The organism is Idiomarina loihiensis L2TR (genome assembly GCF_000008465.1).
Classification (GTDB): domain Bacteria; phylum Pseudomonadota; class Gammaproteobacteria; order Enterobacterales; family Alteromonadaceae; genus Idiomarina; species Idiomarina loihiensis.
Genome location: NC_006512.1, coordinates 1,754,216 through 1,766,648 on the forward strand (window position 1 = coordinate 1,754,216; position 12,433 = coordinate 1,766,648).

12 protein-coding genes are annotated in these 12,433 nt (G+C 46.3%); 6 read left to right on the plus strand and 6 right to left on the minus strand.

Annotated elements, in window-relative coordinates:
• Positions 1–4: 4 nt before the first annotated feature.
• The 3 genes from IL_RS08385 (at position 5) to IL_RS08395 (ending at position 4,490) form a co-directional block, all read left to right on the plus strand.
• Positions 5–3,202, plus strand: a complete 3,198-nt coding sequence (locus IL_RS08385; protein WP_011234877.1) for an efflux RND transporter permease subunit — start codon at positions 5–7, stop codon at positions 3,200–3,202.
• 62 nt (positions 3,203–3,264) lie between these two features.
• Positions 3,265–4,152 (plus strand): cation diffusion facilitator family transporter, encoded by an 888-nt coding sequence (locus IL_RS08390; RefSeq protein ID WP_011234878.1) that lies wholly within the window; start codon positions 3,265–3,267, stop codon positions 4,150–4,152.
• 2 nt (positions 4,153–4,154) lie between these two features.
• The gene (locus IL_RS08395) at positions 4,155–4,490 is read left to right on the plus strand and encodes a YnfA family protein (RefSeq protein WP_011234879.1); all 336 of its coding nucleotides are present in this window, start codon (positions 4,155–4,157) and stop codon (positions 4,488–4,490) included.
• Positions 4,491–4,541: 51 nt separating this feature from the next.
• Here IL_RS08395 and merR read toward each other — a convergent pair whose 3' ends face one another.
• On the minus strand, positions 4,542–4,985 hold the full coding sequence (merR, locus tag IL_RS08400) for an Hg(II)-responsive transcriptional regulator (RefSeq protein ID WP_011234880.1): 444 nt from the start codon (positions 4,983–4,985) through the stop codon (positions 4,542–4,544).
• 74 nt (positions 4,986–5,059) lie between these two features.
• On the opposite strand from merR, the gene merT reads away from it, so the two are divergent.
• From merT to merA, 3 genes are read left to right on the plus strand one after another with little or no spacing between them, the layout of a single operon-like run.
• Positions 5,060–5,410, plus strand: a complete 351-nt coding sequence (merT, locus tag IL_RS08405; RefSeq protein WP_011234881.1) for a mercuric ion transporter MerT — start codon at positions 5,060–5,062, stop codon at positions 5,408–5,410.
• 13 nt (positions 5,411–5,423) lie between these two features.
• Entirely contained in the window at positions 5,424–5,723 is a 300-nt protein-coding gene (gene merP / locus IL_RS08410; RefSeq protein ID WP_011234882.1) for a mercury resistance system periplasmic binding protein MerP, read from the plus strand.
• A 55-nt stretch (positions 5,724–5,778) separates the two neighbouring features.
• Positions 5,779–7,182: a mercury(II) reductase gene (gene merA / locus IL_RS08415; RefSeq protein WP_011234883.1), complete on the plus strand. Its 1,404-nt coding sequence runs from the start codon at positions 5,779–5,781 to the stop codon at positions 7,180–7,182.
• Positions 7,183–7,663: 481 nt separating this feature from the next.
• Here merA and IL_RS08420 read toward each other — a convergent pair whose 3' ends face one another.
• The 5 genes from IL_RS08420 to IL_RS08440 are packed head-to-tail and all read right to left on the minus strand — an operon-like array spanning position 7,664 to position 12,324.
• Complete coding sequence (locus IL_RS08420) at positions 7,664–9,073, minus strand: ATP-binding protein (RefSeq protein WP_011234884.1); 1,410 nt, start codon at positions 9,071–9,073, stop codon at positions 7,664–7,666.
• Positions 9,070–9,735, minus strand: coding sequence for a response regulator (locus IL_RS08425; RefSeq protein WP_011234885.1), 666 nt, complete (start codon positions 9,733–9,735; stop codon positions 9,070–9,072). The genes IL_RS08420 and IL_RS08425 overlap by 4 nt, the downstream gene beginning before the upstream one ends.
• A complete protein-coding gene (locus tag IL_RS08430; RefSeq protein WP_011234886.1) occupies positions 9,736–11,298 on the minus strand; it encodes a phosphoethanolamine transferase in 1,563 nt (520 codons plus the stop codon). It abuts the gene before it with no gap.
• Positions 11,279–11,974: a phosphatase PAP2 family protein gene (locus IL_RS08435; RefSeq protein ID WP_011234887.1), complete on the minus strand. Its 696-nt coding sequence runs from the start codon at positions 11,972–11,974 to the stop codon at positions 11,279–11,281. Before IL_RS08435 ends, IL_RS08430 begins: the two co-directional genes overlap by 20 nt.
• The gene (locus IL_RS08440) at positions 11,962–12,324 is read right to left on the minus strand and encodes a diacylglycerol kinase (RefSeq protein WP_011234888.1); all 363 of its coding nucleotides are present in this window, start codon (positions 12,322–12,324) and stop codon (positions 11,962–11,964) included. Before IL_RS08440 ends, IL_RS08435 begins: the two co-directional genes overlap by 13 nt.
• Positions 12,325–12,433: the final 109 nt, after the last annotated feature.

Consider the following 12,433-nt stretch of genomic DNA (forward strand, 5'->3'; position numbering starts at 1 on the left):
TTGTATGTTTCAGCGCATTATTCAGTTTGCTGTCGCTAATCGCCTGTTATTGGTATTGGCTTTATTCAGCATCAGCATTGCGTCATTTTTTGTTATTCCCAAACTTAATCTGGATGCCTTCCCCGATGTTACCAACGTTCAGGTAACGGTAAATACGGAGGCCCCCGGGTTAGCAGCGACCGAAGTCGAGCAGCTGATTACCTATCCGATAGAGTCGGTGATGTATGCTCTGCCCGACGTCAAAGAGGTTCGGTCAATCTCAAAAACAGGTTTATCGGGCATTACAGTGGTGTTTGACGAGAGTGTCGATATCTACTTTGCCCGGCAACTGGTGTTTGAACGACTGCAGGCGGCAAAGGAGTTGATACCCGAAGGCGTAGGTACACCCGAAATGGGTCCTAACTCCTCCGGCCTAGGCCAGGTTTATCAGTATCTGCTACTTGCCGAACCGGGCTCCGGTGTCAGCAGTATGGAGTTACGCAGTCTAAACGACTATGTGGTTAAACTGCTACTAATGCCCGTTGAGGGAATTACCGAAGTCTTGTCCTTTGGCGGCGAAGTTAAGCAATATCAGGTTAACCTCAATCCCGCTAAGCTGTTGTCTTACGACCTTACCCAGCAAGACGTAATGGGCGCGGTCAACAAGAATAACGGTAACGTTGGTGGTTGGTATATGCCCCGCGGTCAGGAGCAGTTGGTTATTCGCGGCACCGGTTGGTTGGATAGCGGTAAAAAAGGCCTGCAACAAATACGACAAATACCGCTCAAAACCGTTGACGGCGTTTCCGTAACACTGGGCCAGGTTGCCGACGTCGAAATCGGTAGTGAAATTCGCCAGGGGGCGGTCTCAATGTCGCGTAAAGTCGACGGCGAGGTCAACCAGCTGGGCGAAGTGGTATCGGGTATTGTGCTCAAACGCATGGGCTCGAATACCAAAGCCACTATCGACGGTATTAAAAAGCGCATTCCGCTTATTCAGCAAGCATTACCCGAGGGTGTCACCTTTGAGCCGTATTATGATCAGGCCGATTTAATACAAAAAGCCGTATCTACGGTCGCGTATTCACTGCTCATTGCCTTTGTCTTTATTATCGCAGTATTAGCACTGTTTTTGCTCAACATACGCGCTACTTTTTTAGTGTTACTGTCCATTCCCGTTTCTATCGCCATTGCCCTGATGGTAATGTCCGCGATGGGCATGTCAGCTAACCTGATGTCGCTGGGCGGGATTGCTGTTGCCATTGGTATGCTGGTCGACGGCTCCGTGGTGATGGTTGAAAACATCTTTAAGCACTTAAGTCGTCCGGATAGTGAACACCAAGACGACGCCGAGCAACGCACAGAGCACCGCGACCCAGATCCTCAGGCAGCCAAACTCGATAGCCATGGTATCAAGCTGCGAGTTAAGGAAGCGGCGAACGAAGTGGCACGACCGGTATTCTTTGCCGCCATGATTATCTTGGTGGTCTTTATGCCACTGTTTAGTTTTCAGGGTGTTGAAGCTAAATTATTTGAGCCCATGGCTATCAGTATTATGTTGGCCATTATCTCCGCGGTTTTTGTGGCCATCATGGTTGTACCGGCATTAGCCAGTTACTTTTTCAGTCGGGGTATTAAGCCTCGTGAAAATAAACTGCTTAAACCACTAGATAATGGTTATAAAAGACTATTATCGGTGGCGTTACGCAGTAAAAAGGCTGTTATTACCCTGGCCGGTGTGCTGTTTGTCGGCGCTTTGGTGTTAGTGCCTCGTCTCGGCACAGAATTTGCGCCCGAATTGGAAGAAGGCACGATTAATATTCGCGTGACATTAGCCCCCTCCTCTAACCTTGAAACGGCCTTAGAGGTGGCTCCGAAGCTTGAAAAAATCCTGATGTCGTTCCCGGAAACCACCTACGCACTCAGCCGCATTGGACGAGCTGAAGTGGGCGGTGATCCAGAGCCTATCAGCAACATCGAGATATATGTGGGCCTTAAGCCGCAATCCGAATGGACAACGGCATCCGATCGCTACGCCTTACAAGAAAAAATGGAGGCAAAACTAGATGCTCACCCAGGCTTGTTGTTTAATTTTTCACAACCTATTGCAACACGGGTTGATGAACTGCTCTCAGGTGTAAAATCGCAGCTAGCCATCAAACTATTTGGACCCGAGCTTGACGTGTTGGCCCGTAAAGGCCAGGAAATAGAAGGTGCCGTCAAGCAAGTTGACGGGGCGGTTGCTGTAGCGATGGAGCAAATAAAAGGTGAAGCACAACTCGTGGTTTCGCCGAAACGCCAGCAACTCTCACGCTACGGCTTAAATGTCACCGATGTACTGAGCGTTGTCGACAATGGCTTGGGTGGCGCTTCGGCAGGCCAGATCATTCGCGGTAATGAGCGCTATGATATTTACGTGCGGCTGGCCAAGCAATTCCGCGATACGCCGGAGTCTATTCGTTCGTTACGCCTGTTAACTCCCTCAGGGGCCTGGGTAACCTTAGGCGAAGTCGCCCACGTCGCAATTGAATCAGGACCACCGCAAATCCGTCGTGATGACGTACAGCGTCGCGTTGTGATTCAATCGAACGTTCAGGGTCGTGACATGGGTAGCGTGGTTGCCGATATTAGGAAGGCGATTGACGAGAAGGTGGATTTACCAACCGGTTACTCAGTCGACATTGGTGGCCAGTTCGAAAGTCAACAACGAGCACAGGAGCGCTTGTCCATTGTCGTTCCCATATCGCTGGCACTCATCGCCCTGCTGCTTTATTTTGCTTTCGGCACCATGGGTCAAGCCATGTTGATTTTGGTGAATGTACCATTGGCAGTCATCGGCGGTATTGTGGCACTCTATGTGTCAGGACAGTACTTATCGGTGCCCAGCGCCGTGGGTTTCATCACACTGTTTGGTGTGGCGGTACTAAACGGTGTGGTTCTGGTCGAGAGTATTAACCAGAGAATAACCGATGGGCATGCGGTTAATGATGCCGTGTTTGATGGCGCGTGGTCGCGACTACGCCCGGTATTAATGACAGCAATAACCTCAGCGTTAGGACTCATTCCCATGCTGTTTGCAACCGGTGCAGGGGCTGAAATTCAACGCCCACTGGCTACCGTCATTGTTGGTGGTTTGGTATCAGCTACTCTGCTGACATTGGTTATCTTACCCGTGCTCTATCCTTGGTTTTCGAAACAAAAAATTAAGGATCTGAGCCGTTAGGGTTCAATAGCATTTAAGGGGGCGGTTATTGTCGCCCCCTTTTATTAAAAGAGGAACGTATTATGGGACATCACCATAACCATGATCACTCAAAGGACATGCCGTCCAACCGATTAGGTTGGGCATTCCTGCTTAACTTTGTTTTTACCATTATTGAGTTCATTGGTGGTTTTCTTACCAACAGTACCGCCATTTTAGCTGATGCCGTTCATGATCTTGGCGATAGCCTGTCGTTAGGTCTCGCGTGGATACTAAATAAACTTGGCAAAAAACAGGCTAACCAACACTTTACCTACGGTTATAAAAGACTGAATCTTGCCGGTGCATTTATTAATGCCGTTGTGTTAATCGCAGGCTCTGCCTGGGTACTTGTGGAAGCAATTCCCAGACTCTGGAACCCTCAGATGCCCGTCGCTGATGGCATGATTGCTTTAGCCGTCGTTGGCATTACAGTTAATGGATTTGCTGCTTACAAATTGTCAGAGGGCAAAACGTTAAACGAACGCGTTATTAACTGGCACTTGCTGGAGGATGTTCTCGGCTGGGTCGCTGTACTTATCGTTGGTATTGTTTTGCTGTTTGTGGATTGGCCAATTCTCGATCCGCTACTGTCGATTGGTTTTACTCTATTTATTTTAGTGAATGTGCTGCGCAACCTGTGGGCAACGCTGAAACTCTTCATACAAGCAACTCCGGACAAAGAAACCTACAGACAAGTCGCTGACACTTTGCTGGAGCTACCTCATGTTGCTGACCTACACCATCTGCATTTTTGGTCACTAGATGGCGAGGAGCATGTATTAACCGTTCATTTGGTGTTATCTAAAAACCTTGATATCGAGGCCCGTAGCGATTTAAAACAGCGCATCGATGACGTCCTTGCGCCCTATGCTTTAAGCCATACAACGGTAGAACTAGAAGATCCTGATGAAGCCTGTAGGGACAACTGATAATGAGTGCATTATTTTTAATGAAAACATTGGGCTTATTTATTGCCACCGCAATTGCTGAAATTGTCGGATGCTATTTACCCTACCTATGGCTCAAAGAGGGCCATTCGGTTTGGTTGCTCATTCCGGCGGCAGTGAGCTTAGCCTTATTTGCTTACTTGTTAACACTTCATCCGGCGGAAAGCGGGCGGGTCTACGCAGCTTATGGTGGTATTTACGTGTTAACTGCCATAGTCTGGCTGCGAATTGTCGATAAATCGCCACTATCCAATTTCGACCTGATTGGCACGGCGTTTGTGCTAACCGGTATGGGGATTCTTGTGTATGGCTGGCGTTAGCTATAAAGCAATTCAGTTAAAGAACTCCGCTCAAAAGTTTTACTACACAGACTAACGCACCTTATGTTTGTCCGTGGTAGCGTCCTCAACCCCGTCATTAAGCGAGGCCATCAGTGGACAATAGACATCTCCGTGTCCGGCGCTGCATTTTTGCACCAGCTCATTCAACGCTCGTTCAATTTGCTGTAAGTGCGATATCTTTCGACGAACACTGGTGAGCTTTTGCTCCCCAAGCTCCCGTGCCTCATCGCAATGAGCGCCATCTTGCAGAGTTAATAGCTCACCAATTTCATCCAGACTAAATCCAAGCCATTGAGACGCGCGAATAAAATGAAGCCGAGCAAGCGCTTGTTCGTCGTAATGTCGGATCCCCCCATACGGCTTTTCCGGCTCGCTCATTAGCCCTCGGCGCTGATAATAGCGCACCGTTTCCACGCCCACGCCGGCTGTTTTGGCCAGCGTGCCAATTGTCATTACGTTGCGTTTTTTTAACATAGCTATTGCTTCCGTAGTGAGGTACGGGTTTAAGATTAACACATTAAAGCAAAATGCCCGAAGGAGTTACTCTTATGTCAAATTCAAAATCTGGTCGGGGCTCTCTTCTCGCGGGAGGGATCGCAGCGACTCTGGCATCTGCGTGTTGTCTGGGTCCCCTCATATTACTTGCACTCGGTGTATCCGGGGCCTGGATTGGGAGCCTCACAGCACTTGAGCCTTATCGACCCATTTTTATTACCATTGCATTGATTGCCATATTCTTTGCCTGGCGTCGAATATACCGGCGTGCTGATGACTGCAACCCTGATAACACCTGCGCAACGCCAAATGCTCGTAAGAGCTACAAAGTGATGTTTTGGCTCGTTGCGGTGCTTACTTTAACAGCATTGGCTTACCCCTATGTTGTTCCTTTGTTTTACTAGGAGGCAATACACGATGAAAAAAACAATGATAACAACCATTTTATTTTTACTGTTTAGCATGCCCGCATTGGCGGTTGAGAAAACGGTTACGCTATCAGTACCCGGTATGACATGCGTCACCTGCCCAATTACTGTCAAAGCTGCACTTGGCCAAGTTGCAGGTGTGAGCGCCGTCGATGTCCGTTTTGAAGAGCGGGATGCAACAGTGACATTCGACGACGAAAAAACGTCAGTTAAGGAGCTTACTGAAGCAACGACAAATGCAGGATACCCATCAACACTGAAAGCAACGGCGGCAAAAAATCAGTCATGAAACATCACAATACCTTATAGCTACTGTAAAACTGAAAGACCAAGGAGTAACCGTTATGAGTAGTAACAATTTACACATTGCTGTCATTGGTAGCGGCGGCAGTGCGATGGCTGCGGCACTCAAAGCGACTGAAGGAGGTGCCCGAGTGACGCTCATTGAGAGAGGTACTATTGGCGGAACTTGTGTCAATATTGGCTGTGTCCCGTCTAAAATCATGATCCGAGCGGCTCATATCGCCCAACTGCGGCGAGAAAGCCCTTTTGATAAAGGCTTAAGTACTCATACTCTTAAGGTAAATCGATCAACTCTCCTCGAGCAACAACAGGCTCGGATAGAAGAACTCCGTGAATCCAAATACCAGAGTATTCTTAGAGAGAATTCCGCCATTACCGTTATTAACGGCGAAGCCCGCTTTATAGACGATGAAACTCTTTCCGTATCACTTTGCGATGGCGGTGAGCAAACGGTTCACTTTGACCGTGCTTTTATCGGCACCGGGGCCCGACCCGCACAACCACCCATCCCCGGCTTAGCTGAAACCCCTTACCTTACTTCGACAAGCGCATTAGAGCTAAATGACATTCCTAAGAGCCTCCTTATTATTGGAGCCTCGGTCGTTGCTCTTGAGTTAGCACAAGCCTTCGCGCGTCTCGGTAGTGACGTTACTGTTTTGGCCCGCAGTCGAGTGTTATCCCAAGACGAGCCTGCCATTGGTGAAGCAATAGCGACTGTTTTTGATCGCGAAGGCATCAATGTGCTTGAGCATACAGAAGCCAGCGAAGTGCGTTACGACGGACAACACTTCATTCTCAAAACCAATGCCGGAACATTAAAAGCAGAACAACTGCTCGTGGCCACAGGCCGTACGCCCAATACGGAAAACCTCGATTTAAAAACCATCGGTGTACAAACTGAACGCGGTGCAATAACGATTAACGATCGCATGCAAACCTCTAACTCAAGAGTATATGCGGCAGGCGACTGTACGAATCAGCCGAAGTTTGTCTATGTCGCCGCCGCAGGCGGCAGCCGAGCCGCTATTAACATGACGGGCGGTGATGCGCATCTTGATCTCAGTGCCATGCCCGAGGTTATCTTTACTGATCCACAAGTCGCCACGGTGGGTTTATCAGAAGCTGATGCTAAAACTGGTGGTTACGTCACCGAAAGCCGCACGTTGGGCCTTGAAAATGTCCCACGGGCATTGGTTAACTTCGATACCCAAGGGTTTATAAAAATTCTCGCAGAAAGTGGCAGCGGCCGGCTGCTCGGTGTTCAAGTCGTCGCAGGAGAAGCTGGTGAGTTGATTCAAGCTGCTGTAATGGCGATAAGAGCAGGAATGACAGTCAATGAGTTGGCTGATGAGCTCTTCCCATACCTTACGATGGTAGAAGGCTTAAAGTTATGTGCTCAAACATTCACTAAAGATGTTAAGCAATTATCTTGCTGCGCTGGATGAGACAATTGATAGGGAGAAGACAAGACCAACGGCAGATCAATAAGCAGTAAAAGTACGCTTGAGAAGGGTTCGCAACTACGAGCTGCTGGCTCCTACCAAGAGCAGTAGTACATTTATAAAACAAAAGATACGGGTTCATTGCATGCAATACATCGTGAAACATTGAGAATTTTCAGACTGTTCGCGAGCAAGTACCGTCAGTAAGGCTCGGGCACCTAAATTTGTACCATTGACGACGGTATTATGCACATTGATGATCTATTTATTAAAGAAGCACACCGCCAATACGGAATTGATAATGACCTGGTAGAGACACTGCTAAATTTAGTGGATTTGAGAGGGATGGTAAGCCGAGATTTGTACAGAAATCGCCAAATTAGAGCTAACGACTTGGTAACTTAAACATTATTCTTGAAGTAAAGTTTAAATCATCAGGATCCGAACAACTCAACCTGACGGCAACTATTTCTTATCGCCTAACTTATGAATTTAACTTAGCTTCCAAAACTGTGCTTTTTGGAAGCTCTATTTGTACTGCAAATCCGGTTGGATGAATATTGTTGAATGATATTTTTCCATCGTGCAATTGTATTATCTTCGAGGTAATGGATAAACCAAGACCAGAGCCGTCGATTCCACTATGCCCTTGAAACCGATAAAACCGCTCTCCCATTCGCTGAAGCATTTCTGTGGGTACTCCGGTGCCTTGATCCATTATTTTGATAGTAATGCTTTCTGATGTTTCAACTGCATTTATTTGTATCTTGGAATCTGCGGGTGAAAATTTCATGGCGTTGGATAGAAGATTGGTCAACGCGCTTATTATCAAAGTTTCATTGCAGGCTATCTTGATTGTGGGAGCGTCGATTTGCCATTGATAATTCTCGACCGTGTTTGTGGGGAGAGCGTTGATGGCTGCAGAAACAAGCGTTTTGAGTTCAATCTCGGAGAAATCAGTAGACTTATCCAAACTATCCAGTCGATTTAAGCGCAAGAGTTGATTAACTAAATGCGACATGCGCTCTACGGTACTAAAAATGGCTTTACCGGACTGTTTGGAATCCTCCAGCGATTCAGCGTGAATAATATTTTCCGCATGTACTTGAATTGCGCTTAACGGTGTTCGTAACTCATGTGACGCATCAGCAATAAAACGCTTTTCCCTCTCTGAAAACATCTTAATTTGATGTAATAATTTATTAATTGCCTGCTTTATCGGGATCAACTCTTTGGGCAGTTCTGACTCAATTGGTGACAGGTTGTTTAACGCTCTGGCTCTTAAATGAATGGCGAATCGATTAACCGGTTTCAGTACAAGATAAACAATAAAGAGTATTATTAAGCTTATCGGTACCCACATCAATACTAGCGGGTACAGCTGTTCTGTAGCCAAGTAACCACTGAGCTCACTGCGTACATCCTCCCGTTGAAAGGTACGCACCCAAATGCCCTTAGATTTCGAAAAATAACTAAAGATAAACCATGTCTGCGCATCATTTTCTAACGTATGGTAGCCAGCGTCTAAATTTTTCAGCGGCAGTATCTTCAACTGATTAGTTAAGGCCAGCAATTTACCTTCAGAGTTGTATATGTGATAGCCGATTTTAGATTCGTACTTATGGCCGCTAGGGCCTCTCTCATTAGCGGACTCATCTTCACCGGTATCATTGTAGTTTGATATTGGGATCCTTTTAGGTACAGACTGAGTTTCCGAAGAGTGTGTATAAAATGCTGCCAGCGACTTTGCGGTTTGTGCGAGTTGCGCATCAAAAACTTCATCTAACTCGTGCAGAATATCCCGATAGCTAGCCCAGGCTGTGAACACTAATACAGCAATTACAGCTAAGTTAATGCCAATAACCAATGAGCGGCGAAGCGACCAGAATTTCATGATGACTCATCTTTTAACAGATAGCCTAAACCTCGGATGGTAGTTATCAGGCTAGGGTTCAGTTTTTTTCGTAAATGGTGAATATGGACCTCTAACGAATTGCTTTCGTTATCGCTATCCCAGCCATAACATGCAGTTTCTAACTGCTCTTTACTCACTATCTTTCCGACATGCAACGCGAGTTGTTTGAGTAATATCCATTCTAACCGGGTTAAATTAATGAGTTTGCGCTGAAAGCGACATTGTTGTGATGCAATATCAACGCTCAGATCGCCGCAATTTATAACATCATTAAGTTGGAGGTTTGCTTTTCGCACCTGAACCCGAACACGGGCTTCTAACTCACGTAGCTCAAACGGCTTTACTACGTAATCATTGGCGCCCTCATTCAGTGCCAGCACCTTCGTATCAACATCATCCCAAGCGGTGAGTACGACAATAGGAACGGGTTGTCCTGCCTTTCTCAGTTTTTTGATCAAGGATACGGCATTGCCATCAGGCAGGCCAAGATCAAAAATTGCCAGTTCGAATTGGTCAGTTTTAAGGGCACTTTCCGCTTGCGACAGATTCATAGCGAGTTCGACCATATAACCCATACGATTCAGGCCCTTAATGATACCTTCTGCCAAGGTTTTGTCATCTTCAAGGAGTAGTAGACGCATTTACATATCTCTCGTTAAACGGGTTAAATCAAGGCTTGGATTATAAAGTGACGTTTCTACATTAAAGTAACCTAATACAGTATGCGAGAAATTATCGTGATTAATATTGGCGTCTGTATTATTCCCCGTCATTTCAAATGTCTCTGAAGGCCAAATTATCCAAGGGATATGTCGTTGCTCCTCGGGCGCTAACCAATTTGGTAAACCATGCAGGTAGATACCGTTATCACCCAGGGACTCACCGTGGTCGGATACATACATCATACTGCTCTCCAGCTCTTTGTGGCTCCTCAATAACCTAATGGCCTGACTCACGAGCCGATCAGTTATCAATAAACTGTTGTCGTACGCATTAATAATTTCTTCTTTTGCGCAGTTTGTTAATTCCTCGCTTTTACACTCTGGTAAAAAATGTTTGAGTTTCTCTGGCGAGCGTTTGTAATATGCTGGCCCATGACTACCCATTTGGTGAAGCACAATAATCGAATCCTGAGTGATGTTTCGTAACCAGGAGCTCAAGTCATCAAGCATCTCAAAGTCGTAGCAGCCCGTTTCTCCGCACCGATCTTCATCCATTACAATGGTATGAATACGGTTACAGACGTCCTTGCACCCGAAGTTGTTTTCAATCCAGCTTGCTCTGATACCGGCATTTTCTAACACATCTAATACGTTACTGGAATTTCTGGCGGCATTGGAATAAGTGTCTGCCGTTAAAAAACTGAACATGCAGGGAACAGAAACAGCCGTAGCTGTGCCGCATGACATGGCAGCTTTGTAGCTCAAGATTGGTTCTGAAGTTGCTAACTGGGAAAGCATGGGTGTTGTCGGACGCTCATAACCATTCAGTGAAAAGTGATCTGCACGCGCTGTTTCGCCCAATATGACAACCATTACTTTTGGCTTTGCCGAAGTTTTAGTTTGCACCGCGTCCTGCCCCAAAGAGGTAAACTGAGCCGGCCTTTCTAGTTTTTGTCTTATGACTGAAACACTCGCCGAGATGACATTGAATGGGACGATCCGATATTTTACATCCCGATGGTTACGAAATAAGGAGGCAAAGTCGTCATAACTTGTATAAACAATACCGACCGCTAAAAAACAGAAGCAGACTGCTGTAACAAGACTTTGTTTGATCTGTGTAAGTGTTCTTGCTTTGGGGATTTTTATGTACATCAGCAATAACGAAGGGATGATACCCAGTGCCATTAACGTGATAAAAAAACTGGTAGAAAATTGGTCTCCGGCCTCTGCTGGGTCGGTCTCCATGGTATTGATGAGCATGTCGGAGTCAATAACAATGCCGTATTGCAGCATATAAAATGAGGCCGGCGCAGCCACAATAATTAAAATAATCGCCAGTGGCTTGAACGCATTAATAAACCGGCTTAAGGCCAGCACAAAAGCATAAAAACAGAGTGTGAATGCCATTAACTTAAACTGTGTGAATGACTGGACACCATAAGCCTCCAAAGTGTTTAATAAAGGCGCTGAGTAGGCAAAGGTTAACCAAGTTGCAACAACCATTAACAGTATTGAAAAATTAAGTGTCAGTCGTTTCATGATGCTCACCTATATGAAAAATGAGTAACGCGATGCTCCAGCAAATAAACGCTGTAGTGATATCGTCGACGAAGAAGTGGGCGCCACGCAGTTGTTGTGCAAAGCCGAGAGTGAAGCCAACAAAAAGTGAGAAAACAGCCGATGTATTAGCAAGGACGGGCTGATTTTTACGCCAGAAAAAATAAAGCCCGATCCAGGCAAAACCGATACTCGAATGCCCCGACGGAAAGCATCGTCCTGAGCTAAAGGGGCTGTCATTCAACGACCACAAACTGAAGTAAGGTTTGGTGCCGCCGTATACACGCAGATCCCAGGGACAGTCCATCCCCAGAGTCGCTTTAAGGTAATTAACCAAGCCAAAAGACAGTAAAATAGATAAGAGCAGCAGCATATAGCGACGCCGCTGAGCGTTATTTTTTCCCGGAAAAAACTGGAATAAGGTTAAGGCCAGTAGCGAAATGACAGCGATGAGATTGAGGTTCCGAGCACCTTCATGAAAAATGGTTTCAGTAATGAAGTGGTGTTTAAGTGACCACTGCCCCCCTTCTAGCCGATAGAGTGCATTGGCAAATAGAAATTTGAGATCAAATAATTCTGCCGTTGTTAACACCGCAATAAAAATGACCAGAGTAATCAGCCAACGTTGGCTGGTTGTTGTCATCTTCAAAGCTGGCATAAGAGTGCTGCCCAAACGATGATGAACTGAATGATCGCAAGAAATACAGCGGCCGACGCGATATCTTTCGCTCGCGCGCTAAGCTCATGAAAGTCTGCGCCGATACGGTCGACTACAGCTTCTACAGCGGAATTAAGCAACTCAGTAATGAGTAAGCCGGACAGAGACAAAAACATTAACAACCGCTCTGCTAACGCCAACGGTGCCAGCACTAAAATAGGCGCTAATAAAATGAACAGTAACACTTCTTGCCGAAATGCGGCTTCAAAAAGCCATGCAGCTTTTAGCCCCTTTATGGAATACCGCGTTGCATGAAGTATTCGGATTACTCCTGTTTTGCCTGGTTTCATGATGAGTCCTGTCACGATAAAAAAATACATCCTAAACGACCAATATTAAGTTCAGCTTAAGGTTCCCCCTTTACTATCCATCGCATCACTAAAGCTACAAATGGATTGG

Excerpts from the sequence above, each read along its gene's own strand:
- IL_RS08385 (WP_011234877.1), top strand. The coding sequence starts at position 5 with ATGTTTCAGCGCATTATTCAGTTTGCTGTCGCTAATCGCCTGTTATTG.
- IL_RS08390 (WP_011234878.1), top strand. The coding sequence starts at position 3,265 with ATGGGACATCACCATAACCATGATCACTCAAAGGACATGCCGTCCAAC.
- IL_RS08395 (WP_011234879.1), top strand. The coding sequence starts at position 4,155 with ATGAGTGCATTATTTTTAATGAAAACATTGGGCTTATTTATTGCCACC.
- merR (WP_011234880.1), bottom strand. The coding sequence starts at position 4,985 with ATGTTAAAAAAACGCAACGTAATGACAATTGGCACGCTGGCCAAAACA.
- merT (WP_011234881.1), top strand. The coding sequence starts at position 5,060 with ATGTCAAATTCAAAATCTGGTCGGGGCTCTCTTCTCGCGGGAGGGATC.
- merP (WP_011234882.1), top strand. The coding sequence starts at position 5,424 with ATGAAAAAAACAATGATAACAACCATTTTATTTTTACTGTTTAGCATG.
- merA (WP_011234883.1), top strand. The coding sequence starts at position 5,779 with ATGAGTAGTAACAATTTACACATTGCTGTCATTGGTAGCGGCGGCAGT.
- IL_RS08420 (WP_011234884.1), bottom strand. The coding sequence starts at position 9,073 with ATGAAATTCTGGTCGCTTCGCCGCTCATTGGTTATTGGCATTAACTTA.
- IL_RS08425 (WP_011234885.1), bottom strand. The coding sequence starts at position 9,735 with ATGCGTCTACTACTCCTTGAAGATGACAAAACCTTGGCAGAAGGTATC.
- IL_RS08430 (WP_011234886.1), bottom strand. The coding sequence starts at position 11,298 with ATGAAACGACTGACACTTAATTTTTCAATACTGTTAATGGTTGTTGCA.
- IL_RS08435 (WP_011234887.1), bottom strand. The coding sequence starts at position 11,974 with ATGCCAGCTTTGAAGATGACAACAACCAGCCAACGTTGGCTGATTACT.
- IL_RS08440 (WP_011234888.1), bottom strand. The coding sequence starts at position 12,324 with ATGAAACCAGGCAAAACAGGAGTAATCCGAATACTTCATGCAACGCGG.